This is a genomic window from Streptomyces violaceusniger Tu 4113, from assembly GCF_000147815.2.
Classification (GTDB): domain Bacteria; phylum Actinomycetota; class Actinomycetes; order Streptomycetales; family Streptomycetaceae; genus Streptomyces; species Streptomyces violaceusniger_A.
In genome coordinates this window covers 9518399-9541369 of the sequence record NC_015957.1, presented here as the reverse complement: position 1 = coordinate 9541369, position 22971 = coordinate 9518399, and the positions used below count along the sequence as shown (strand labels likewise).

Here is a 22971-nt window from a genome sequence, read left to right as displayed (position 1 = left end):
CCGTGTCGCTGCCCCGGGGTCGAGTACGCCGGGGACCAGTGCGCCCAAGACCGTTCGGGGCGTGCGGCTGGACAGGCTCACTCCTGCTCAGTCCACAGGAACGGTACTGCTACGGGTGCCGGGGGCGCAGCAAGGGTTGCGGGGGCGCAGCCAGGGTACCGGGATGCGGCCAGGGCCTGGGCTGCGGCCAGGGGCGCCGGGAGCGCAGCCAGGGTTGGGGGGCTCGGCCAGGGCCCAGGGTCCGCGTCGCGGACATTGCGCCCTAGATGAATGAGTCCAAGGGGTGTTGTCACGGTCAGTGGTCATAGGCGATCAGTGATCGCTTGACCGGCTGTCTGGTGAGGTCGTTGTGCCAGACGGCCGCGGTCAGCGCGAGGATCCGGCACAGAACGCGTGCGACCACGCCACGTGGGCTCTTGCCGCCATGCCGTTCCAGATCGAGCTGGCCTTTGAGAGTCTGGTTGATCGACTCGATGACCTGGCGAAGGGGCTTGAACAGGTGCGCTCCGGCCCGCTCGGGCTCGCCCTTGCGGGCTGGCCGCAGCAGGACGAGGTGACGCTCCGCGAGGTCGTGCTCGAACTCGTAGCCGTAGTAGTTCTTGTCGGCGATGATCGTCTGTCCGGGGTGGGAGGCGGTCACGTCCGGCGCGGTGTCGAGCATGTCCCTCAGCGTTTCGCGTTCATCGGCCTTGGCGCCGGTCAGCGCGAACAGGACCGGCAGGCCGCCGAGCGTGCACACCAGGTGCAGCCGCAGCCCCCAGAAGTACCGGGAGTGGGATGCGCAGTAGCCGTACTGGGCCCATCCGGCCAGGTCCGAGCGTTTGGCTGTTTCCCGGGAACATCCGCAGCCGACCGGGGTGGAGTCGACCAGCCACACGTCGTCGCTCCACAGCGAGGTGTCCCGGGCCAGAATCCGGATCATGCTGATGAGCAGGGACGACGCGGCACGCAGGCGCTTGTTGTAGCCAGACTGCTGGGGCACACGGGGAAAGAGATGGCGGAAGTCCTGGTCGACACGGCGCAGCCAGCGCCGCTCGGAGGTGTAGCCGAGCACCGCCGACATCACAGCGAGCGTGAGCAGCTCCGCGTCACTGAGCCGGGGAGCGATCCCCACCGCGGGCCGCGCCGGGGCCAGCCACGGCGAAGCCTTCAACTCATCGTCGATCCGGGCGTACAGTGCCGTTGCGAGGGTGTTCAGGTCGTTCGTCACACATCGACATTGGACGCCCTCGCCTCATGTCCGCAGGCCATCCCTTGGACTCATTCATCTAGGGCTAACGGCTGAGCGTGGCTCCGTCCCGCGACAGGTGTGACGTCCCGGTACGCCACTTACCCTGACGCCATGACCCCTCGCGACCCGCATGACGCCGACGCCGCCGTCACGGACAGCGCCGCCCCCCTGCCGCCTCAGGCGTCCCCCGTCCCACTCGAGCCGCAAGACGGAGACCTCGACCTGGGCCTGGACCCGGGCTTGGAGGGCGGCGGCACCGGCGACACCGTGCTGGGGAGGCGCTACCGCGCCCTCACCCTCGGCATTGTCACCGTCGTCTCCCTCATCGCCTTCGAGGCGAGCGCGGTCAATACCGCGATGCCGGTCGCGGCCCGTGCGCTGGACGGGGTCGAGCTCTACGCGTACGCCTTCTCCGGCTACTTCACCGCGAGCCTGTTCGCGATGGCGCTGTCGGGGGAGTGGTGCGACCGCAAGGGGCCGCTGGCGCCGCTGTTCACCGGGATCGCGGCGTTCGCCGCCGGGCTGCTGGTGGCCGGTTCGGCGCAGCAGATGTGGATGTTCGTGGGCGGGCGCGCGGTGCAGGGCATAGGCGGCGGGCTGGTGATCGTCGCGCTGTATGTGGTGGTCGGCCGCGCCTATCCGCAGCGGCTGCAGCCCGCCGTGCTGGCGTCCTTCTCCGCCGCCTGGGTGCTGCCGGTCATCGTCGGCCCGCTCGCCGCCGGGACCGTCACCGAACAGGTCGGCTGGCGCTGGGTGTTCCTGGCCATCCCGGTGCTGGTGCTGCCGCCGCTCGTGGTGATGCTCCCCGCGCTGCGCGCCCTGCCGCCGAGCGAGCGGTCCGCGGGCATGAACCGCCGCCGCATCCTCCTCGCGCTCGCCGTCGCGGCCGGCGCCGGGCTGCTGCAGTACGCGGGCCAGGACCTGAACTGGCTCTCGCTCGTCCCGGCCGCCGCCGGTCTCGGGCTGCTCGTCCCCTGTGTACTGCGGCTGCTCCCCGAGGGCACCTTCCGCGCCGCCCGCGGACTGCCGTCGGTGATCCTGCTGCGCGGGGTGGCGGCGGGATCCTTCCTGGGCGCGGAGAGCTTCGTTCCGCTGATGCTGGTGACCCAGCGCGACCTGTCCGCGACCGCCGCCGGGCTCTCCCTCACCGGCGGCGGACTCACCTGGGCCCTGGGCTCGTACACCCAGAGCCGCCCCCGCCTGGAGCCGCACCGCGAACGGCTGATGGGTCTCGGCATGCTCCTGATCGCCGTGTCCATCGCCGCGGTGCTCCTGGCCCTCATCGACTCCGTCCCGGCCTGGATCGTGGCCGTGGCCTGGGTGATCGGCGGCTATGGGATGGGGCTGGCCATCTCCAGCGGGAGTGTGCTGCTGCTGAAGCTCTCCCGCCCGGAGGACGCGGGCAGCAATTCCGCCTCCCTCCAGGTCTCCGACGCGCTCGGCAACATCACGCTGGTCGGCCTCAGCGGTGTCCTCTTCGTCTCCTTCGGCGGCGGCGATATCGCCGCCACCGGTTCGACGGCCTCCCACCAGCCGGCCGCCTTCGGCGCGGTCTACGTGGCGATGGCGGCGGTGGCGCTGGTGGGGGCGTGGGTGACGACGCGATTGCGACCCGTCACCGGGTAGTACCACTTTGGCCCCATTGATGGTACCGTTTTGGTATGGCTATGAATCTCCGACTGCGCGACGACCAGCAAGAGGCGCTCAAGCAGCGGGCCGAGGAGGAGGGCCGCAGTATGCACGCCATAGTGCTTCAGGCGATCGATCGGTATCTCGAGCAGGAGGCGGACCGGGAGTCGGTCCAGCGCCTGGGGGCGAAGTACGCGGCACGCCACGCGGACCTTCTACGGAGGCTGGGGGAGTAAGTGAAGTACCTGACGGTCCAGGAAGTGCTGGACCTGGCGGAAATCGCCTGTGGGGGGCAGCGGATCGCGGTGCGCGATCTGGGGTTGCTGAGCTCGGCTGTGCATCGTCCGCAGTCGCAGATGTTCGGCATAGAGGCGTACACCGACCACTTCGAGAAGGCCGCCGCGCTGCTCCAGTCGCTCGCCGTCAACCACCCGCTGGTGGACGGCAACAAGCGGATGGCGTGGATGTGCGCGGTGGTCTTCCTTGACCTCAACGGCATCGAAATGCTCGACGTCGACCAGGACGAGGCGTACAAGCTGGTGGTCGGCGTGGCCTCGGGCGCGCTCGAGGATGTGGCGGACGTCGCGTCCGGATTGCGGAGGCTGCACGAGGCGATGTGAGTCTGATCCCACCCTCGGGTGGGATCACCCCGTACCCCGGAGCGTGAACGATGGCACCGGTAGGCTGACGCGGTTCCCGAACGACCTCGCCGAGCCAGCCCGACGGAGACCGTGAGTACTACTGCCGCCTCCACCAGCCATCACCTCTCGCCCGCCTTCCCCGGCCGGGCTCCTTGGGGTACCGCGAGCAAGCTGCGCGCCTGGCAGCAGGGCGCATTGGACAAGTACATCCAGGAGCAGCCGCGGGACTTCCTCGCGGTCGCGACCCCCGGCGCCGGTAAGACCACCTTCGCGCTGACCCTCGCCTCCTGGCTGCTGCACCACCACGTCGTCCAGCAGGTGACGGTCGTCGCGCCGACCGAGCATCTGAAGAAGCAGTGGGCGGAGGCCGCCGCGCGGATCGGCATCAGGCTGGACCCGGAGTACAGCGCGGGTCCGCTGAGCCGGGAGTACCACGGGATCGCCGTCACCTACGCGGGCGTCGGCGTCCGGCCCATGCTGCACCGCAACCGGATCGAGCAGCGCAAGACGCTCGTCATCCTCGACGAGATCCACCACGCCGGCGACTCCCGCTCCTGGGGCGAGGCGTGCCTGGAGGCGTTCGAGCCGGCGACCCGGCGGCTGGCGCTCACCGGCACCCCGTTCCGGTCCGACACCAACCCCATCCCCTTTGTCGTCTACGAGGAGGGCAACGACGGGATCCGGCGCTCGTCAGCCGACTACACCTACGGCTACGGCAACGCGCTCTCCGACGGGGTGGTGCGCCCCGTCATCTTCCTCTCCTACAGCGGCAACATGCGCTGGCGCACCAAGGCGGGCGACGAGATCGAGGCGCGGCTCGGCGAGCCGATGACCAAGGACGCCGTCTCCCAGGCGTGGCGCACCGCGCTCGATCCGCGCGGCGACTGGATGCCGAATGTGCTGCGCGCCGCCGACCAGCGGCTGTCCGAGGTCCGTAAGGGCATCCCGGACGCGGGGGCGCTCGTCATCGCCGCCGACCAGGACTCGGCCCGTGCGTACGCCAAGCTGATCCGCGAGATCACCGGCAACAAGGCGACGCTCGTGCTCTCCGACGAGGCGTCGTCGTCCCAGCGGATCGAGGACTTCACCCACTCCGACGACCGCTGGATGGTCGCGGTCCGCATGGTGTCGGAGGGCGTGGACGTGCCCCGGCTGGCGGTCGGGGTCTACGCGACCACCATCTCCACACCGCTCTTCTTCGCCCAGGCCGTCGGCCGTTTCGTACGGTCGCGGCGGCGCGGCGAGACCGCGTCCGTCTTCCTCCCCACCATCCCGATGCTGCTCGGCTTCGCGGGCGAGATGGAGGTCGAGCGCGACCACGTCCTGGACAAGCCGAAGAAGGACGGCGAGGAGGAGAACCCGTACGCGGAGGAGGAGAAGCTCCTCGAGGAGGCCGAGAAGCAGCAGGACGAGGACACCGGCGAACAGGACCAACTCCCCTTCGAGGCGCTGGAGTCGGACGCGGTCTTCGACCGGGTGCTGTACGACGGCGCCGAGTTCGGCATGCAGGCGCATCCGGGCAGCGACGAGGAGCAGGACTACCTCGGCATCCCCGGGCTTCTCGAACCCGACCAGGTGCAGATGCTGCTCCAGAAGCGGCAGGCCAAGCAGATCGCGCACAGCCGCAAGAAGCCGGACGAGGAGGCGGATCTGCTGGAGCTCCCGGCGGAGCGACGGCCGGTGGTCACCCACAAGGAGCTGCTGGAACTGCGCAAGCAGCTCAACACGCTGGTCGGGGCGTATGTCCACCAGAGCGGCAAGCCGCATGGCGTGATCCACACCGAGCTGCGCCGGGTCTGCGGCGGCCCGCCGAGCGCGGAGGCGACGGCGGGGCAGCTCCGCGAGCGGATCAAGAAGGTGCAGGAGTGGGCGACGCGGATGCGGTGACGCGGGCGCGGTGACCTGGGCGCGGGCGCGGTGAGGCGGGCGCGGTGACGCGTATGCGCATACGTATCCGCATACGCATACGCATTGCGCGGCGGTGACGTGCGTTGCGCGGGGGGTCCGCCCCGCGCAACCCCTTTTCGAAAAGTTTCATGAACCGGTCGCACGCCCCCCTTATTTATCCGGACGAACCGGGTCGATTCGGGATGCTCCCATGTCGTTCTCTTTGGCAGCTCCGCTCGGATTCTGGACAAAGCCTTCCGCAAAGCGGACCGGCTCGCTAGCGTTCGGGCACGCACACGCCCCGTGGCAGCGCCGCCGCGGAGCGCAGCCGGTGCGTGACCACCGCGACCGGCGGCCTCTTCGCGCGCCGTCGTCGGGACCGGCGGGACACCGCGCGAAGCGCCGCCACTCATCACCGAGGAGGGGGCGTCGTGACCGCGGAGACCTCTCAGACGCTCGATCGGGGACTGCGCGTCCTCAAACTGCTCGCCGACACCGACCACGGGCTGACCGTGACCGAGCTGTCCAACAAGCTCGGCGTCAATCGCACCGTGGTCTACCGGCTGCTGGCCACCCTTGAACAGCACTCCCTCGTCCGCCGGGACATCGGCGGGCGGGCGCGCGTCGGGCTAGGGGTGCTGCAGCTTGGCCGTCAGGTGCATCCGCTCGTACGGGAGGCGGCGCTGCCCGCGCTGCGCTCCCTCGCCGAGGACGTCGGCGCGACCGCCCACCTCACCCTGGTCGACGGCACCGAGGCCCTCGCCGTCGCGGTCGTCGAGCCGACCTGGACCGACTACCACGTGGCCTACCGGGCCGGATTCCGGCATCCGCTCGACCGGGGCGCCGCCGGCCGCGCGATTCTCGCCGCCCGTGCCGGCCGCCCCGACGACCCCGGGTACGCCCTCACCCACGGCGAACTGGAGGCGGGCGCGAGCGGCGCGGCCGCCCCGCTCGTCGGGGTGACCGGGATAGAGGGCAGCGTCGGGGTCGTCATGCTCTGCGACTCGGTACCGGACCGGGTCGGCCCGAGGGTCGTCGACGCGGCCCGAGAGGTCTCGGACGCCCTGAGCTGAGCGCCCGGCGCGGAACAGCACGCCGTGGCGGCGGGGCTGGGCCCGCGTGGGCCTGACTGTGACCGCCCCCCCTGGGCCGCCCCGCCGCGCGGGTCGGCACGGTCACCGCGCGCGGGCGGCCGTGTGGCCATGCGGCTGGGAGCCGTGAGCCCGGCGCCGTTGGCCGGGCGCCGCGTGCCTGCCCCCGTCGGCCGGGCGTCACGAGCTGAGCCTGCCGGTCCGCGCCCGCCGCCCGCCAGGGCTCGCATCCGCCGCCCGCCAGGGCTTCGGGGGTCGGGGTGGCGCCTCGTGCGTCCCGGCGGTCAACTAGATTCGCACCATGCCTGCCGTCTCGCCCCGCGCCCGCGTCCTCGCGCTCTGCTCCGCGCCCGTGCTCGCCCTGCTCGCGGTGGCCGCGTTCGCCCCGCTGCCGTTCACCGTGGCCCAGCCCGGTTCGACCGTGAACGTCCTCGGCGCCGACCGCGGTAAGCAGGTGATCAGCGTCTCGGGGAGCGGCACCCGCAAGACCACCGGGCAACTGCGGATGACGACGATCCTGGCCACCGGCCCGGACGCCACCGTGCGGCTGAAGGACGTGGTCAGCGGCTGGTTCGCCACTGATCGCGCCGTCATGCCGCATGACTCGGTCTACGTCGGCGGCACCACCAAGCAGATCGAGCGGCACAACGCCGAGGAGATGCAGCAGTCACAGTCCTCGGCCACCAGCGCCGCGCTCGGCTATCTCCACCGCTCCCCGCGCGACGTCAAGGTCACCCTGCGCCTGGCCGACGTCGGCGGGCCGAGCGCCGGGCTGCTCTTCTCCCTCGGTGTGATCGACAAGCTGGACGGGGACGGCCGCGGCGGCGATCTCACCGGCGGCCGGACGATCGCGGGCACCGGCACCATCGACGCCAAGGGCAGGGTCGGTGCCGTGGGCGGGGTCCCGCTCAAGACGCAGGCCGCCAAGCGGGACGGCGCCACGGTCTTCCTGGTGCCGAAGGCCGAATGCGCCGACGCCACCGCCGAACTGCCCAAGGGGCTGCGGCTGATCCCCGTCACCACGCTCAAGGGTGCCGTGACGGCTCTGCGGGCGCTGCGGTCGGGCGGCGCGGTCCCGCACTGCTGAGCGGTGCCGCCGTCCGCTCCTCCACCGCCGTCCGCTCGTCCACCGCCGTCCGCTCCTCCACCGCCGTCCGCTCGTCCATCCCGCGCCAGGCCGGGAAGACCAGCGGGCTGAGCGTGGCCAGGAAGTAGACACCACCCGTCACCAGGAAGGCGGCGGTCAGCCCCACCCCCTCCACCAGACACCCGGCCGCGAGCCCGCCGAGCGGCATCACCACCCACACCCCCGCGGTGAGCGCGCCCGAGACCCGGCTGCGGAGCTCATCGGGGACGGCCTCATAGGTCACCGTGGTCAGGATCGGGTTGAGCATCCCCGCCGCGACCCCGCTGGCCGCCATCGTCACGGCGAGCGGGGATACGCCGGGGACGAACGCGGCGATCAGGAAGCGCGGCAGTCCGCACACCAGGAAGCTCACCGCGAAGACGGTCCGGCGCGAAAAGCGGTCGCCCACCGCCCCGTAGAGCAGCGCCCCCACCAGCGCACCGCCGCCGAACAGCGCGGTGAGCAGACCCAGTTGCACCGATCCGCCCAGGTGCCGCTCGGCGTGGACGGGCAGCAGTACGGAGGACAGCCCCTGGTCGAGGCCGTTGGTAACCATGACCATCAGCACGATGGCCAGCAGCAGCCGATGGTGCAGCAGAAAGCGGTACCCCTCGCGAAGCTCCGCGCGGTAGGCGCGGGCGGACACCGGCACGACGGGCTTGCGCGGCGCGGCGGCGGGCAGCCCGCGCAGCCCCGCCATGATCAGCAGCGCGGACGCCGCGAACGTCGCCGCGTCCAGCAGCAGTACGGAGGGCGGGCCGAGCAGCGCGATCAGCAGCCCCCCGACCGCCGCGCCCAGCATCCGGGCCCCGCGCGAGGCCCCGTCGTAGAAGCTGGCGGCGCGGCTGAGGGTGGTGCCCGCCCGTTCGGCCAGCGCGGGGACGAGCACCTGGCGGGCGGTCTCGCCCGGTGCGTGGAGCAGTCCGCAGAACGCCATCAGCGCGCACAACTGCCAGAACCGCAGCAGCCCGGTGAAGTGCAGCACCGGAATCGTGGCGACGGCCACCCCGCACAGTGCGTCGGAGGCGATGGAGACCCGCCTGCGGCCGACCCGGTCGATCACCGGCCCGCCGATGACGGCGGAGACCACCACCGGCAGGGTCGCGCAGAAGGACACGAACCCGGCCTTGGCCGCACTGCCCGTGGTCTCCAGGACGAACCACGGGACGGCGATCAGCGTGAGCGAATTGCCCGCGATGGAAACCGTGTTGGCGGCGAGGACGAGCATGAGCGGTCTTCGGTCACCGCTGCTTCCCCGGCGCTCTCTGTCTCCTGTGTCGTCGGCCATGTCAGTGGTCGAACCGCGCGGTCAGACCGGATTGCGGCAGCCGCGGGGTGGCCAGCCGCAGCCCGACCTCCACCAGCGTCCAGCCGAGCCGGGCGCGCAGCGCCCGGGCGCGGGCGGGGCGGGTGCGGCGGTGGGGCCGGGGCGCCTCGTAGGTCTCGTGGGCCTCGTGCTGGAGACGCTCGGCGCGTATTCGGTGGAGCCACAGATGGATCTCGTCGCCGTACATATCGTTCCCCCCAGGGATCGGTCAGTCCTCTTCGCGCGGGAAGGCATGCAGATGGACGCGGTACGGGGCGGAGCCCTCGGTGTCCCGGTCCACCTCCTTCTCGCGGTAGCTCTCGATCACTTCGTGCACCTTGTCGCGCATTTCGCTGGCGAGTTCGGGCGTGAGACGCATAGCGAAGTCGCTCATGTCCGAAGCGCTGCGCCATGCTGAGGGCCAGTCGTGCATGGTGCTGAACCAAGTGGACAGGTCCTGGCCGTGGATGGTGGCCCACTCGTGGAGCAGGGTGTTTATCGCTCCGCGCACGGCCGGGTCGGGGCTGGTCAGGAACCTGTCGGTACCCACCCGCACGCCCCGCTGCGCCGCCTTCCACCACCGCTCCCGCCCCTTGCCCCGCTCCGGGTCGTCCTTGACGAAGCCATGGGCCGCGAGCTGTCGCAGATGGTAGCTCGTGGCACCGCTGGACTCGCCCAATCGGTCGGCCAGTTGGGACGCGGTGGCCGGTCCGTACTCGCGCAGCGCCCCGAGCAGACGTATCCGCAGCGGATGCGCGAGCCCGCGCAGGGAGCGGGGGTCGAGCACGCGGACGCCGTCGGGCGCAGGCTCTTCGTTCTCTGCCATGCGCGGCAGCGTAAGCATGCAAAGACTCAGTTGCAACACTTTCTTTGCAACGGAGTCTTTGGATCCGCTTCAGGGGCTCCCCGGGCCCCAGCCATCAGTCCAGCGCCGCCTGCCGCACCAGCGGGATGATCCGCAGCGGAACCGCGTTCTCCATCACGATCGCCGTCGAGGCCCGGACGATCCCCTCGAACCCCACCACCAGGTCGATCACCCGCTGAAGATCGGCGTTGGAGCGGGCCACCAACCGGCAGAGCATGTCCCCGTGGCCCGTGGTGGTGTGCAGCTCCAGCACCTCCGGAACGGTCGCCAGATGGGCCCGTACATCCTGCCCCTGCCCCTGCTTGATCTCCAGCGTCGCGAACGCGGTGACCGGATAGCCGAGCGCCGCCGGGTCCACGTCGGGGCCGAAGCCCCGGATCACCCCCTGCGCCCGCAGCCGGTCCAGCCGCGCCTGCGCCGTGCCGCGGGCGACACCGAGGCGGCGCGACGCCTCCAGCACGCCTATCCGCGGTTCCTCGGCGAGCAGCTCGATCAGGCGGGCGTCGAGCCCGTCGATTCCCATGCGGTCCCCCTTGAGGTCTCCGTGGTCCCTGTGGCGATCTCTGCGACGTTCTCTGCGACGTTCTCTGTGACGGTGGTCACCCTGTGCAGGATGCTCTATGGCAGACCGCCCTGGCTATACACACTGACCAGCGTTTTCGCGAAGTGTTGCGCACCTTGAGCCATGGGGGGACGCTGCGAAGTATGACTGAGACGACAGAGATGCTGCAGCAGGGGGACGCACGGCACGCCGACCCGTTCCCCGTGAAGGGGATGGACGCGGTCGTCTTCGCGGTCGGCAACGCGAAGCAGGCCGCGCACTACTACGCCACCGCCTTCGGGATGAAGCTTGTCGCCTACTCCGGTCCGGAGAACGGCAGCCGGGAGACGGCCAGTTACGTCCTCGTCTCGGGCAGCGCCCGCTTCGTGTTCACCTCCGTCATCAAACCGGTGAGCGCCTGGGGCCGCTTCCTGGCCGAGCATGTCGCCGAGCACGGCGACGGTGTGATCGACCTCGCGGTGGAGGTGCCGGATGCGCGCGCCGCGTACGCGTACGCCGTCGAGCACGGCGCCGCCGGGATCGAGGAGCCGCATGAGCTCAAGGACGAGCACGGCACGGTGGTGGTGGCCTCGATCCGCACCTACGGCGACACCCGCCACACCCTCATCGAGCGCACCGGCTACGACGGCCCGTACCTGCCCGGCTTCGCGGAGGCCGAGCCGATCGTCGACCCGCCGGCGCGGCGGAACTTCCAGGCCATCGACCACTGCGTCGGCAATGTGGAGCTCGGCCGGATGGACGAGTGGGTCGGCTTCTACAACCACGTCATGGGCTTCACCAACATGAAGGAGTTCGTGGGCGACGACATCGCCACCGAGTACTCCGCGCTGATGTCGAAGGTCGTGGCGGACGGCACCCGCAAGGTGAAGTTCCCGCTCAACGAGCCCGCGGCCGGCAAGAAGAAGTCGCAGATCGACGAGTATCTGGAGTTCTACGGCGGCCCCGGCGTCCAGCACATCGCGCTCGCCACCAACGACATCGTCGCCACGGTGCGGGCGATGCGCGCGGCCGGGGTGCGGTTCCTGGACACCCCGGACTCGTACTACGAAACCCTGGGGGAGTGGGTCGGCGACACCCGCGTCCCGGTGGAGACCCTCCACGAGCTGAAGATCCTCGCCGACCGCGACGAGGACGGCTATCTGCTGCAGATCTTCACCAAGCCGGTCCAGGACCGGCCGACGGTCTTCTTCGAGCTGATCGAGCGGCATGGCTCGATGGGCTTCGGCAAGGGCAACTTCAAGGCGCTCTTCGAGGCGATCGAGCGCGAGCAGGAGAAGCGCGGCAACCTCTGAACCGTCACGCGGGGGGCGGGCCGCGGCCCGCCCCCCGCGTTCCCCTCACCCGTGTGCACATGCGCCGCTCATGCCAGAAAACCCGAACACATGAATGGGAGCGCTTTCTCAGCGTCTACACTCTCGGCGATCTGTTCACTCCAACACGGCGTGATCGCATGGGAGTTGTCGAGTATCAATGCACACGGAAAAGTACACTGCGGGTCGTTTGACCAGGCGTAGGTTCACCCTCGGCGGGGGCGTGGCCGCGGCCGGCGCGCTCGGTGCCTTCGCCGCCCGCGCGGGGGCCGCCACCGTGGCGGGAGGCCGGTTCGATCTGTCGGTGCCCTCCACCCCGCTGATCCGCGAGAAGACCCCGCACAACGCCACCGTGCTGCAGTCCTTCGCGTTCGATGACGTGGGCGGCCACCTCTACACCGTCCAGCAGATGCAGGGCGGTATCCAGCTCAGCGGGGAATCCGCCCCCGTCTCCGGTGCCGACCGCGCCGCCCACGGCGATCTGTGCCTCACCAAGCTGTCCCTGGCCGGAGCGGAGCTGGGCTCCATGTACCTCAAGGGATTCGGGCACGGCGTCGCGATGGGCTGCGAGCCGGTCGGCGCCACCGCCTATCTGTGGACCGAGTCGGACGCCAATCCCGACTCCGGCTACGGCCGCGCCATCAGCCGCTTCAAGTTCGCCGATGGCACCGTGCTGTCGTCCGGTTCGTCCTCGCTGGTCGAGCACCGCCCGGTGGCGGGCTCCACCAGCAACCAGCCCGCCGTCGACATGCTCAACCGCCGGCTGCTGCTGCGCTACCGCCTCGGCGGCGAGGCCCGCTACCGGCTGATGAGCCTCTCCGGGGTCAGCGCGGGCGACTACACCGCCGTGTACGACGACATACCCCAGACCGGCGTCGAGGACGGCGAGGTCTTCCAGGGCTTCACGGTCCTCGGCGACTACGCGTACCAGCTCACCGGTACCGCCTACACCGACGAGGGCGGCGCCAACCCGCCCTCCGGCCACGGCAACACCTACGTCTCCTGCATCGATCTGCGCACCGGCGAACTCGTCCAGCGCGCCCGTACCGAGGCCGCCTACTCGCTGAGCTACCGCGAGCCCGAGGGCCTGGCCGTCCAGCTTTCCAGCCCCCGCCGGCTGTGCATGGGCTTCGCCTCGGGCGCCGCCGGAGACCGTAAGGTCAGCGTCTACTACAAGGCGCAGTAGACCGGCGATTTCGCGGTAACCCGTCCGCTGCCGCGATCTTCCCCGCGCGCTTCCCGGGTGCGAGGCTGGACACATGACGGACCTCATCGAGCTGCTGCGGGAGGGCCTCCCCGAGGAGGCCGTGCTGACCGACCCGGATGTGACCGGGGCCTACGCATACGACATGGCGAGCTTCTGCGAGGCGGGCGCGCCCGCCGTCGTCGTCCTCCCGCGCACGGTCGAGCAGGTGCAGCACGTCTGCCGCACCGCCACCGCGCTGCGCGTCCCGGTCGTGCCCCAGGGCGCGCGCACCGGCCTGTCGGGCGCGGCCAACGCGTCCGAGGGCTGCATCGTGCTGTCCCTGGTCAAGATGGACCGGATCCTGGAGATCAACCCGGTCGACCGGATCGCGGTCGTCGAACCGGGCGTGATCAACGCGACCCTGTCCCGCGCGGTCATGGAGAAGGGCCTCTACTATCCGCCGGACCCCTCGAGCTGGGAGCAGTGCACGATCGGCGGCAACATCGGCACCGCGTCCGGCGGGCTGTGCTGTGTGAAGTACGGCGTCACCGCCGAGTACGTCCTCGGGCTCGATGTCGTCCTGGCCGACGGGCGGCTGCTGAGGACCGGCCGCCGTACCGCCAAGGGCGTCGCGGGCTATGACCTGACCCGGCTGTTCGTCGGCTCCGAGGGCAGCCTCGGCATCGTCGTCGGCGCGGTCCTCGCCCTCAAGCCCGCCCCGCTGGAACAGCTCGTCCTGGCCGCCGAGTTCCCCTCCACCGCGTCCGCCTGCGACGCCATCTGCCGGATCATGGAGCGCGGCCACGCCCCCTCGCTGCTGGAGCTGATGGACCGGACGAGCGTCCGCGCCGTCAACGCGATGGGGAACATGGGCCTCCCGGAGTCCACCGAGGCCCTGCTGATGGCGGCGTTCGACACCCCGGACCCGGCCCCCGACCTCGCCGCCGTCGCCGAGCTGTGCACGGCGGCCGGTGCGACGGAGGTGGTCCCGGCCGAGGACGCCGCCGAGTCCGACATGCTGCTCCAGGCCCGCCGGATGACGCTTCCGGCGCTGGAGGCGGTCAAGGGCGTCACCATGATCGACGACGTCTGTGTGCCCCGCTCCCGGCTCGCCGAGATGATCGACGGCACGGCCGCCATCGCCGAGAAGCACGCCCTCACGATCGGCGTCGTGGCCCACGCCGGGGACGGCAACACCCATCCGACGGTGTGCTTCGACCCGGCCGACCCCGACGAGTCGCGGCGGGCCCGGGAGTCGTTCGACGAGATCATGGCGCTGGGCCTGGAACTCGGCGGCACCATCACCGGTGAGCACGGCGTCGGCGTCCTCAAGCGGGAGTGGCTGGCGCGTGAACTGGGCCCGGTGGGGGTGGAGTTGCAGCAAGGGATCAAGCAGGTCTTCGATCCGCTGGGCCTGCTCAACCCCGGCAAACTGTTCTGAGGCCGCCCGGACCCGGGGGTGGTCCGGACGGCCTCGGCTTCAGAACCTGATCACGCCGTCAGCGAGGCGACACCGCTGTGAGCGGGGCGCCCGCTTGCAGCGAGGCGATGTCGCTCAGGCATTCAGGGAGGCGATGTCGATCACGAAGCGGTACCGCACATCGCTGCTCACGACGCGGTCGTAGGCCTCGTTGATCTGGTCGCCGTTGATCACCTCGATCTCCGCGCCGAGCCCGTGCTCGGCGCAGAAGTCCAGCATCTCCTGCGTCTCCCGGATGCTGCCGATCTTCGACCCGGCCATCGACCTGCGGCCCATGATCAGCGAGAACTGGCTGAAGGCGCTGGGGTTCTCCGGCGCACCCACGTGCACCAGCGTGCCGTCGACCTTCAGCAGCGACAGGTAGCCGTCCAGCGGCAGGTTCGCCGAGGTCGTGTTGACGATCAGGTCGAAGGTGCCGGCCAGCTCGGTGAAGGTGGAGTCGTCGCCGGTGGCGTAGAAGTGGTCGGCGCCCAGCCGCAGCCCGTCGTCCTTCTTACGGAGCGTCTGGCTCAGCACGGTCACCTCGGCGCCCATTGCATGGGCGATCTTCACGCCCATGTGGCCGAGGCCGCCCAGGCCGACGATGGCGACCTTCTTACCGGGACCGGCGTTCCAGTGGGCGAGCGGGGAGTAGAGGGTGATCCCGGCGCACAGCAGCGGGGCGGCGATGTCCAGCGAGATCCCCTCGGGGATGCGTAGGGCGTAGTTCTCGTCCACCACGATGTGGGTGCTGTAGCCGCCGTAGGTGGGGGCGCCGTCGTACTCCGTGCCGTTGTACGTCTGCACCTCGCCCTTGAGGCAGAACTGCTCCTCGCCCGCGAGGCAGTTCGCGCACTCGCGGCAGGAGTCGACGAAGCAGCCCACGCCGACCCGGTCGCCCACGGCGTACTTGGTCACACCGGGGCCGACCTCGGCGACCACACCGGCGATCTCATGGCCGGGCACCATCGGGAACTGGGCGGAGCCCCATTCCTCGCGGGCCTGGTGGATGTCGGAGTGGCAGATACCGGCGTAGGCGATCTCGATGAGGATGTCGTGCTCGCGCAGTGCGCGGCGCTCGACGGTGGTCTTTTCCAGCGGGGCCTTCGGAGCGGGGGCTGCGTAGGCGGTGACGCTGGTGGTCATAGAGCTGTCTCCCTGGAGGAATTGAGCGGAATGCGATGAATGTGGGGGGTGGCAGGCATGGGGGTGGTCAGGCGGATAGTGCGGATGGCGTGAATTGCGTGAATTGCGTGAAAGGGAGATTGGCGCGAAGGGGGATCAGTGCGAAATGGGGGGTCGGTGAGATCAGGGGGAAACGTCGGAGGACGGTCCCCCCGAAGGACGCGCATCGGAAGAGGGCGCGGAGGAACGGGCGGAAGGAGGCGCGGTCCAGCTCGCCAGCAGCCGCAGGGCCGCCTCGGAGGGAGAGCCGGGCTCGACCGTGTACATGCACAGCGCCTGGTCGGGATCGCCGGGAACGGTCACGTTCTCGTAGGAGAGCGTCATGTCCCCGACCACCGGGTGGTGGTAGCGCTTGACGCCATGGGTCTTCTCCCGCACGTTGTGGTCCGCCCACCACTTGCGGAAGTCCGCGCTCTTGATGGTGAGCTCACCCACCAGCTCGGTCAGCCGGGGATCCTCGGGATGGCGCCCGGCCTCCAGCCGGAGTGAGGCCACCATCTCCGCCGCGACGGTCTCCCAGTCCGTCCACAGCGAACGGGCCGCCTCGTCGAGGAACATGAAACGGGCCATGTTGCGCTCGTGGTACGGGAGCGCCTCGAAGTCGATGATCAGCGCCCGGGCCAGCTCGTTGGAGGCCAGGACATCGCCCCTCCGGCCGAGGACGAAGGCCGGTGAGATCCCGTCCAGCGTCCGCAGCAGCGCATGCACCCCGGGCCGCACCCGCTGGGGGCGGGGCGGCCGGCGGCGCACCGTGCGCCGGGGGCGCGGCCGGGTCAGCTCGAAGAGGTACGCGCGCTCGGTGTCGTCGAGCTGCAGCGCACGGGCCACGGCGTCCAGCACCGTCTCCGACACATTGAGGTGACGGCCCTGTTCCAGACGCGTGTAGTAGTCCGTGCTCACCCCGGCGAGCTGCGCCAGCTCCTCGCGGCGCAGCCCCGGCACTCGACGGGGGCTGTCGTTGGTCACGCTCACGCCCGCGTCCCCAGGGCTCAGACGAGCCCTGCGGCTCCGCAGGAACTCACTGAGCTCGGTATTGCGGTCCATGGGTTCCAGTATTGGCAACGGAAAGGCCATCCGAGCGTGTCAGAGTAGGTCTGTTGAACCTAGGCCGGGCGGTGCCAGGCGGGCCGTCGCCGCTCGGAAGGCTTCGTGGCGCTCGCACGGGAGAGTGGTGGCGAGGAGCTGTGGGCGCCGTCGGCGGGCCGGTCTGATAGACCATGACAGCGCGCGTTCCGGGTTGCACAGCGGCTCCTGTACGGCAAACTGCTTACGCCCCCCTCACCGCGAGGCACCGTAAAGGCGCAGCGCAGTACAGCACGGCCGAGCAGATATGGGACATCGGAGATCATGAGCGCCCCTACCTCAGGATCCGCGGACGGCAGCTCCATTCCTGGCTTTTATCCTGATCCGTCCATCCCCGGCTACATCCGTTACTGGAACGGTGCCGCCTGGGTGCCCGGCACCAGCCGTCCCGCCCCGGCCGTGGGCGAGGCCATGCCCGCGCCGCCGCCCGGCATCACCCATACCCAGGTGATCAGCCCGGCGCCGGACGAGACGGGCCCGATGTTCCTGGACGAGGAGCCGGCGCCGCGGCCCGCGGAGGAGACCGGCAGCGCACTGCCCGAGCTGCGCCGGAGCGCCGAGATGGACATCCGGGGCGCGGGCGGGCCGCCCGAGGCGGCGGCCGGTGGCATGGGGGCCCAGCCGGTGCCGCCCGGCGGCGTCCCGGCGTCCGTCGACTGGAACGACCCCCAGCGGCTGTACGGCACCCGTCCCGATGCCGGGTCGGTCTGGCAGGCGGACGCGTCCCGGCAGGGCGGATTCGGCGGTGAGCAGGACCACCGGGTCTCCTGGGGCTCGGAGACGGACGCCCCCGGCGACGCCCAGGCCGGTGGCGGACTGCCCGGTGGCGGACAGGCCGGTGGCGGGCAGTGGCCCGGGGTGCCCGACCCGCGCAGCGCGGGCCCGGGCGAGGGCGCCGGACGCGATGAGGGCACGTTGACCATGCGCGCGGGCGGGAGCGGCGGGACGGTGGACCGCTCGACGCAGGCCCTGCCACCCGTGCGCCGGGCCCCGGAGCTGCCCTCGGCGGACGACGGGGAGACACCCGCTCCGGTGAGCGACGGGACGATGACGATCCGCGCGGTGGGGCGCGGCGACGGAGCGGCGCCCACGACAGGCCAGGGTCAGGGGCAGGGTCAGGGCCAGGGCCGGAATCCGGCGTCCGGCCGCGACGACGGGACGATGGCGATCCGGGCGATCGGCCGCGGCGGCTCGCGCAAGGGCGCCGAAGCGGCACCCCCGGCCCAGCCCCCGCACCAGCCCCAGCAACCTCCGCAGACACACCAGCCTCAGCAGCCCCCGCAGCCGTACCAGCCCCAGCAGCCCCAGCAGCCCTTCGGCGGTATCCCCGCCCAGGGCGGCGGCCCGGCCTGGCAGCAGCAGGGGCACCAGTTCGCCCAGCAGCCCGGCCCGGCGCAGGGCCCGCCGCAGGCCGCACCGCATGGCGCCCCGCCGGGCGCGCCCGAGGGCGTCATCCCCTGGAAGCCGCCCGTCGACAACCCCTTCCTGCTGGCCGCCCAGGCCCAGGGACGGCCCGCCCCGCTCGGCCGCCGCCTCGCCGCCCGGCTGATCGACACGGTCGTGCTGCTCGGCGTCGTCGGCGCCGTCGCGTTCCCGCTGTGGGGCAAGGCGAGCGACCACATCGACGAGAAGGTCGAGACGGCCAAGCAGAGCGGTGAGACCGTCACGGTCTACTTCCTGGACGGCGCCACCGGCGGCTATCTCGGCATCGTCCTCGGTCTGCTGCTCGTCCTCGGCATCGTCCTGGAGACGCTGCCGACCGCCAAGTGGGGCCGCACGCTGGGCAAGAAGCTGAGCGGGGTGCGAGTGCTGGACATCGAGGGGCACGACACCCCGTCCTTCGGCGCCGCGCTGCGCCGCTGGCTGGTCTACTCGGTGCTGGGGGTGCTCGTCATCGGTGTGCTGAACGTGCTGTGGTGCCTGTTCGACCGCCCGTGGCGGCAGTGCTGGCACGACAAGGCGGCCCGCACCTTCATCGCGGCGGCCGACTGAGCAGGGCCGCGGCCGAGTGAGCACCGCCGCTCCCCTCCCGGCCCCTGAGCCTCCACCTGCCCGCCCCCGCTGAGGCGGATGGACGATCCCGATCGCCCGAACGGTGCGCGCCGGATGCGACAGGCCCGGCTCCGGGGTCGACTCGGGCCATGAGCACCGACCAGCCGCCCCCCGGGCCCGATGAGCCCCGGGACCGGGACAGCAGCGATCCGTCCGCCAAATATCCGCGGGCGAACGGCTCCCCGTACGAGGACCACACCGCCGGGACCGAGCCGTACGCCGGGATGCCCCCGCTCGCGCACCTCGGCCGCCGTCTGATCGCCCGGATCATCGACGCGCTGCTCGTCGGCATCCCGGTCGGGCTCGTCCTGAGCGCGATCGTCGGCGGCTACGACCCGGTCGACGGCAGCGCCCGTTCGACCATCGTCACGCTGATCTACGTCCTGGTCTACTTCGTCTACGAGGGGCTGATGCTGACCCGGGACGGCCAGACCGTCGGCAAGAAGGCGATGAAGATCCGGGTCGCCCTGCTGGAGAACGGCCAGCCGCCGGCCGGCCAGGTGGGCTGGGTGCGCGCCGGGGTGTACACCCTGCCCGAGATCGTGCCCTGCTGTGGCTTCCTCTTCTGGCTGATCAATGTGCTGTGGTGCACCTGGGACCGGCCCTACCGGCAGTGCCTGCACGACAAGGCGGCCAAGACCCTCGTGGTCTCGGCCGTGCCCTGAGCCCCCGAGCCCCCGAGCCCCCGAGCCCCCGAGCCCCCGAGCCCCCGAGCCCCTGAGCCCCTGAGCCCCCGAGTCCCCGAGTCCCTGAGGTGCCACCCTGAGCTTCCGGTCCACCGGGAGCGCTGATGTAATCGGGGCATGGCCCCCGACCCGCTGTCCTCGCCCCCGCACGCGTTCCCCGCCGGGATGCCCCCGCTGGCCACCCCTGGTCAGCGCTTCGCCGCCCGGCTCATCGACATCGTCGTCCTCGGCGTCATCTGGACGGTGGCGCTCATCGCGACCGGCGCGCTCCAGTACACGATGGACCACCCGGGCGAGCAGCACATCGGCAAGGTGACCCTCGCGCTCATCATCACGATGGCCCTCTACTTCGGGTACGAGGGCGTCATGCTGGCGCGCAGCGGACAGACGCTCGGCAAGAGGGCGCTGCGCATCCGGGTGGCGATGCTCTCCGACGGGGATGTGCCGGCCGGTCAGGGCTGGGTGCGCGCGGCGGTCTACGTACTGCCCGGGATGCTGATCCCGCTGCTCGTCGGCACGGTCTTCTGGCTGGTCAACTCGGCCTCACTGCTGTGGGACAAGCCGTTCCAGCGCTGTCTGCACGACAAGGCCGCGCGGACCGTGGTGGTGTCAGCCGCGCATTGAGTCGGCGTGCGCCCGGCTGCGCGCCCCCGCCGAGTCGGCCGGTCCGGACCCCGCCGCGGGGCTGCTGGTGCGGACGGTGCGACTGGGGCGGGACACCCGGGCCACCGGCACCGTGACGGCGACGAGGAGCCCGGAGGCGAGCCCGACCACGGTGACCACCGCGATACCGAGTCCCGATCGGGTCTGGGACAGCAGCAGCATGGCGAAGGTCGAAAGAACGACGGTGGCCGAACCGTAGGCAAGCTGTGCAGGAGTCGGACGCGGCATGGCGGTATCCGTCCTCAAGGGCGATATGCAGGGGGCATGGGTCAGGCTGATGTGACCGTCAGCTTGACCCTACGGTGGTGAATGCCCGAGGGGGAACGGAAGTAAGCGTGACCTCACCCACGGCGCCGTTGCACAGGGGGCGCACGGAGTCATCGGCTGTTCCAACCGGCGCGCACGGCGCGCCCGTTGCTGTCCGTTAACCGGAACGCCGGGATCGCAGAACGTACTTGTCCCATCAGTCCAAGTCAAGGTCTGTCTTTTCTCCTGCCACTCCGGTCAAATGTCCGGCACCGGTGTGAAAGGGGAGGACTGAGCGAGTGAACAGCCAATGGAGAACGGCCAGATCGGCCGCCATAGCCACCGTGGTGGCCGCGCTCGGCGCGGCGGCACTCTCGACGGGCATGGCTCAGGCGGACGCGCCGTCTACGCGTGTTGAGCGCCGTGATCCGGCGCCCGCGAAGACGGATGTCCAGCACGATCTCGAGGGCCCGTACAGCAAGCAGCAGGAAGCGCAGCGCCAGGAGGCGCTGCGTCAGGTCATCTCCGGCGACACCAAGGCGACCACGCGCGGGGCGTCGAAGGTGGTGAAGCTCGGCAAGGGCAAGTACGTCGAGCTGGCCCGGGAGAAGACCGACAAGATCTTCACCATCCTGGTCGAGTTCGGCGACAAGGTGGACGACACCACCATGTACGACCCGGACGGTGACGGCCCCCAGCCGCCGGTGAAGAAGTACGGCGGCGAGCCGGGCCCGGCGCACAACACCATCGCCGAGCCGGACCGCGCGAACGACAACAGCACGGCCTGGCAGAAGGACTACAACCGCGAGCACTTCCAGGACCTCTACTTCTCCAAGGACAAGAAGAAGGAGTCCCTGAAGAAGTACTACGAGAAGCAGTCCTCGGGCCGCTACTCCGTGGACGGCGAGGTCTCCGACTGGGTCAAGGTCGACTGGAACGAGGCCCGGTACGGCTCCAACTACTGCGGCGACACCAACTGCGCCAACGCCTGGGACCTGATCCGCGACGGCGTCAACCAGTGGGCCAAGGACCAGAAGGCGGCCGGCCGCACCGACGCGCAGATCAAGGCGGACCTGGCCGAGTACGACCAGTGGGACCGCTACGACTACGACGCCGACGGCAACTTCAACGAGCCCGACGGCTACATCGACCACTTCCAGATCGTCCACGCCGGTGAGGACGAGTCCGCGGGCGGCGGGGCCGAGGGCGAGAACGCCATCTGGGCGCACCGCTGGTACGCGTACGGCACCGACGCGGGCAACACCGGCCCGGGTGAGAACAAGTCGGGCGGTACCCAGATCGGCGACACCGGCATCTGGGTCGGCGACTACACGATGCAGCCGGAGAACGGCGGCCTCGGCGTCTTCGCCCATGAGTACGGCCATGACCTGGGCCTGCCGGACGAGTACGACACCACCGGTAAGGGTGAGTCGTCCGTCGCCTACTGGTCGCTGATGTCCGCGGGATCCTGGCTCGGCACCGGTAAGGACGCCATCGGCGATCTGCCCGGCGATATGAACGCCTGGGACAAGCTGCAGCTCGGGTGGCTGGACTACGCCAAGGCCAAGGCCGGGAAGAAGTCGACCCACACGCTCGGGGTCGCCGAGTACAACACCAAGAACAAGCAGGCGCTGGTCGTCGAGTTGCCCGCCAAGCCCGTCACCACCGAGGTGGTCGCCCCCGCCGAGGGCGCCAAGCAGTGGTGGAGCGGGATGGGGGACGACCTGAAGAACACCCTCACCCGGTCCGTGGACCTCACGGGGAAGTCCAAGGCCGGCCTGGACCTCCAGGGCTGGTGGGACATCGAGGAGAACTTCGACTACCTCTACACCGAGGTCTCCACCGACGGCGGCGCCAACTGGACGCCGATCGACGGTACGGCGGACGGCAAGGCCATCCCGCGCGACGCCGGTGACAAGCCCGCGCTGACCGGCACCGCCGGGGCGTACAAGAAGCTCTCCTTCCCGCTGGACGCCTACGCGGGCAAGAAGATCGAGCTCCGCTTCCGCTACCAGACCGACGGCGGCGTGGCGCAGAAGGGCTTCGCGGCCGACGCGATCACCCTGACCGCCGACGGCGCCCCGGTCTTCAGCGACGGCGCCGAGGGCGATGACAACGGCTGGACCGGAGACGGCTTCTCGCGTATCGGCGCGTCCTTCAGCAAGGACTACCCGCAGTACTACATCGCCGAGAACCGCCAGTACGTGTCGTACGACACCACCCTGAAGACCGGTCCGTACAACTTCGGCTGGGCCTCCACCCGGCCCGACTGGGTCGAGCACTTCCCGTACCAGAACGGCCTGCTGATCTGGCAGTGGGACACCTCGCAGCCGGACAACAACGTCGGCGTCCACCCGGGCAGCGGTCTGATCCTGCCGATCGACGCGCACGCCACCCCCGAGAAGTGGGCGGACGGCACGCTGATGCGCAACCGGATCCAGACGTACGACTCGCCCTTCAGCCGGCTCCCGTCGGACGGCTTCACGCTGCACAACGACGGTAAGGCCGCCAAGGTCAAGCCGAAGCCGGGCAATCCGGTCTTTGACGACCATAAGGGGATGTACTGGGACAAGAGCAATCCGACCGGCGGTGTGAAGATTGCTGACACCAACACCCGGGTCAAGATCCTCAAGGAGCTCCCGGGCGGGTCGACGATGACCGTCCAGGTCGGACCGTCCGCCTCCTAGATCCACACCGTCTGCGTTTTCGCAGGTCAGAGCGGCAGCGGCCGTCGCCCCCTAGCGGGCGGCGGCCGTTCGCGTT

General features: G+C 70.5%; 21 protein-coding genes. 13 read left to right on the top strand and 8 right to left on the bottom strand.

The genetic code is table 11. The features are described from left to right. Positions 1-295: 295 nt before the first annotated feature. On the bottom strand, positions 296-1210 hold the full coding sequence (locus STRVI_RS39025) for an IS982 family transposase (RefSeq protein ID WP_014056674.1): 915 nt from the start codon (positions 1208-1210) through the stop codon (positions 296-298). 132 nt (positions 1211-1342) lie between these two features. On the opposite strand from STRVI_RS39025, the gene STRVI_RS39020 reads away from it, so the two are divergent. The 6 genes from STRVI_RS39020 (at position 1343) to STRVI_RS50280 (ending at position 7566) form a co-directional block, all read left to right on the top strand. After that, positions 1343-2857: an MFS transporter gene (locus tag STRVI_RS39020; protein WP_014061074.1), complete on the top strand. Its 1515-nt coding sequence runs from the start codon at positions 1343-1345 to the stop codon at positions 2855-2857. 41 nt (positions 2858-2898) lie between these two features. Beyond that, positions 2899-3096 carry a ribbon-helix-helix protein, CopG family gene (locus STRVI_RS39015; protein WP_014061073.1) on the top strand — a complete coding sequence of 66 codons (198 nt, stop codon included), beginning with the start codon at positions 2899-2901 and terminating at the stop codon, positions 3094-3096. Next, positions 3097-3480, top strand: coding sequence for a type II toxin-antitoxin system death-on-curing family toxin (locus STRVI_RS39010; RefSeq protein ID WP_014061072.1), 384 nt, complete (start codon positions 3097-3099; stop codon positions 3478-3480). It abuts the gene before it with no gap. A 111-nt stretch (positions 3481-3591) separates the two neighbouring features. Continuing rightward, positions 3592-5388, top strand: coding sequence for a DEAD/DEAH box helicase (locus STRVI_RS39005; RefSeq protein ID WP_014061071.1), 1797 nt, complete (start codon positions 3592-3594; stop codon positions 5386-5388). 431 nt (positions 5389-5819) lie between these two features. Further along, positions 5820-6461 (top strand): IclR family transcriptional regulator, encoded by a 642-nt coding sequence (locus STRVI_RS39000; protein ID WP_014061070.1) that lies wholly within the window; start codon positions 5820-5822, stop codon positions 6459-6461. A gap of 319 nt (positions 6462-6780) precedes the next feature. Next, on the top strand, positions 6781-7566 hold the full coding sequence (locus tag STRVI_RS50280; protein ID WP_014061069.1) for a S16 family serine protease: 786 nt from the start codon (positions 6781-6783) through the stop codon (positions 7564-7566). Here STRVI_RS50280 and STRVI_RS38990 read toward each other — a convergent pair. The 4 genes from STRVI_RS38990 to STRVI_RS38975 form a co-directional block, all read right to left on the bottom strand. Then, on the bottom strand, positions 7505-8833 hold the full coding sequence (locus STRVI_RS38990) for an MFS transporter (RefSeq protein ID WP_043237248.1): 1329 nt from the start codon (positions 8831-8833) through the stop codon (positions 7505-7507). The two genes, STRVI_RS50280 and STRVI_RS38990, sit on opposite strands and share 62 nt — an antisense overlap. Positions 8834-8894: 61 nt before the next feature. Next, positions 8895-9119, bottom strand: coding sequence for a hypothetical protein (locus STRVI_RS38985; RefSeq protein ID WP_014061067.1), 225 nt, complete (start codon positions 9117-9119; stop codon positions 8895-8897). Between the two features lie 21 nt (positions 9120-9140). After that, positions 9141-9737, bottom strand: a complete 597-nt coding sequence (locus STRVI_RS38980) for an ArsR/SmtB family transcription factor (RefSeq protein ID WP_043237246.1) — start codon at positions 9735-9737, stop codon at positions 9141-9143. Positions 9738-9831: 94 nt separating this feature from the next. Then, positions 9832-10299: an Lrp/AsnC family transcriptional regulator gene (locus STRVI_RS38975; RefSeq protein WP_014061065.1), complete on the bottom strand. Its 468-nt coding sequence runs from the start codon at positions 10297-10299 to the stop codon at positions 9832-9834. Between the two features lie 182 nt (positions 10300-10481). Here STRVI_RS38975 and hppD point away from each other — a divergent pair, with 182 nt between their 5' ends. From hppD to STRVI_RS38960, 3 genes are all read left to right on the top strand, one after another. Continuing rightward, positions 10482-11630, top strand: a complete 1149-nt coding sequence (gene hppD / locus STRVI_RS38970; RefSeq protein WP_043237243.1) for a 4-hydroxyphenylpyruvate dioxygenase — start codon at positions 10482-10484, stop codon at positions 11628-11630. 208 nt (positions 11631-11838) lie between these two features. Further along, a complete protein-coding gene (locus STRVI_RS38965; RefSeq protein WP_251982825.1) occupies positions 11839-12834 on the top strand; it encodes a phage baseplate protein in 996 nt (331 codons plus the stop codon). 73 nt (positions 12835-12907) lie between these two features. Continuing rightward, positions 12908-14275: an FAD-binding oxidoreductase gene (locus tag STRVI_RS38960; RefSeq protein ID WP_014061062.1), complete on the top strand. Its 1368-nt coding sequence runs from the start codon at positions 12908-12910 to the stop codon at positions 14273-14275. A gap of 114 nt (positions 14276-14389) precedes the next feature. On the opposite strand, the gene STRVI_RS38955 is transcribed toward STRVI_RS38960, so the two are convergent. Together STRVI_RS38955 and STRVI_RS38950 are read right to left on the bottom strand one after the other, a co-directional pair. Next, a complete protein-coding gene (locus STRVI_RS38955) occupies positions 14390-15439 on the bottom strand; it encodes an NAD(P)-dependent alcohol dehydrogenase (RefSeq protein WP_014061061.1) in 1050 nt (349 codons plus the stop codon). A 162-nt stretch (positions 15440-15601) separates the two neighbouring features. Further along, entirely contained in the window at positions 15602-16522 is a 921-nt protein-coding gene (locus STRVI_RS38950; RefSeq protein WP_050993843.1) for a helix-turn-helix transcriptional regulator, read from the bottom strand. A gap of 303 nt (positions 16523-16825) precedes the next feature. On the opposite strand from STRVI_RS38950, the gene STRVI_RS38945 reads away from it, so the two are divergent. The 3 genes from STRVI_RS38945 to STRVI_RS38935 all read left to right on the top strand — a co-directional run bounded on the left by STRVI_RS38945 (position 16826) and on the right by STRVI_RS38935 (position 19923). Beyond that, positions 16826-18553: an RDD family protein gene (locus STRVI_RS38945; protein WP_014061059.1), complete on the top strand. Its 1728-nt coding sequence runs from the start codon at positions 16826-16828 to the stop codon at positions 18551-18553. A 149-nt stretch (positions 18554-18702) separates the two neighbouring features. Continuing rightward, positions 18703-19278 (top strand): RDD family protein, encoded by a 576-nt coding sequence (locus STRVI_RS38940; RefSeq protein WP_014061058.1) that lies wholly within the window; start codon positions 18703-18705, stop codon positions 19276-19278. Positions 19279-19416: 138 nt separating this feature from the next. Continuing rightward, complete coding sequence (locus STRVI_RS38935; protein WP_014061057.1) at positions 19417-19923, top strand: RDD family protein; 507 nt, start codon at positions 19417-19419, stop codon at positions 19921-19923. Here the strand turns inward: STRVI_RS38935 and STRVI_RS38930 are convergent. Beyond that, positions 19909-20190 carry a hypothetical protein gene (locus STRVI_RS38930; RefSeq protein ID WP_014061056.1) on the bottom strand — a complete coding sequence of 94 codons (282 nt, stop codon included), beginning with the start codon at positions 20188-20190 and terminating at the stop codon, positions 19909-19911. The two genes, STRVI_RS38935 and STRVI_RS38930, sit on opposite strands and share 15 nt — an antisense overlap. A gap of 317 nt (positions 20191-20507) precedes the next feature. Here STRVI_RS38930 and STRVI_RS38925 point away from each other — a divergent pair, with 317 nt between their 5' ends. Further along, positions 20508-22895 (top strand): immune inhibitor A domain-containing protein, encoded by a 2388-nt coding sequence (locus tag STRVI_RS38925; RefSeq protein ID WP_014061055.1) that lies wholly within the window; start codon positions 20508-20510, stop codon positions 22893-22895. The last annotated feature ends 76 nt before the right edge of the window (positions 22896-22971 follow it).

Coding starts and splice junctions, on each gene's coding strand:
- STRVI_RS39020 (WP_014061074.1), top strand. CDS start 1,343: ATGACCCCTCGCGACCCGCATGACGCCGACGCCGCCGTCACGGACAGC.
- STRVI_RS39015 (WP_014061073.1), top strand. CDS start 2,899: ATGAATCTCCGACTGCGCGACGACCAGCAAGAGGCGCTCAAGCAGCGG.
- STRVI_RS50280 (WP_014061069.1), top strand. CDS start 6,781: ATGCCTGCCGTCTCGCCCCGCGCCCGCGTCCTCGCGCTCTGCTCCGCG.
- STRVI_RS38990 (WP_043237248.1), bottom strand. CDS start 8,833: ATGCTCGTCCTCGCCGCCAACACGGTTTCCATCGCGGGCAATTCGCTC.
- STRVI_RS38985 (WP_014061067.1), bottom strand. CDS start 9,119: ATGTACGGCGACGAGATCCATCTGTGGCTCCACCGAATACGCGCCGAG.
- STRVI_RS38980 (WP_043237246.1), bottom strand. CDS start 9,737: ATGGCAGAGAACGAAGAGCCTGCGCCCGACGGCGTCCGCGTGCTCGAC.
- STRVI_RS38975 (WP_014061065.1), bottom strand. CDS start 10,299: ATGGGAATCGACGGGCTCGACGCCCGCCTGATCGAGCTGCTCGCCGAG.
- hppD (WP_043237243.1), top strand. CDS start 10,482: ATGACTGAGACGACAGAGATGCTGCAGCAGGGGGACGCACGGCACGCC.
- STRVI_RS38960 (WP_014061062.1), top strand. CDS start 12,908: ATGACGGACCTCATCGAGCTGCTGCGGGAGGGCCTCCCCGAGGAGGCC.
- STRVI_RS38955 (WP_014061061.1), bottom strand. CDS start 15,439: ATGACCACCAGCGTCACCGCCTACGCAGCCCCCGCTCCGAAGGCCCCG.
- STRVI_RS38950 (WP_050993843.1), bottom strand. CDS start 16,522: ATGGACCGCAATACCGAGCTCAGTGAGTTCCTGCGGAGCCGCAGGGCT.
- STRVI_RS38945 (WP_014061059.1), top strand. CDS start 16,826: ATGAGCGCCCCTACCTCAGGATCCGCGGACGGCAGCTCCATTCCTGGC.
- STRVI_RS38940 (WP_014061058.1), top strand. CDS start 18,703: ATGAGCACCGACCAGCCGCCCCCCGGGCCCGATGAGCCCCGGGACCGG.
- STRVI_RS38935 (WP_014061057.1), top strand. CDS start 19,417: ATGGCCCCCGACCCGCTGTCCTCGCCCCCGCACGCGTTCCCCGCCGGG.
- STRVI_RS38930 (WP_014061056.1), bottom strand. CDS start 20,190: ATGCCGCGTCCGACTCCTGCACAGCTTGCCTACGGTTCGGCCACCGTC.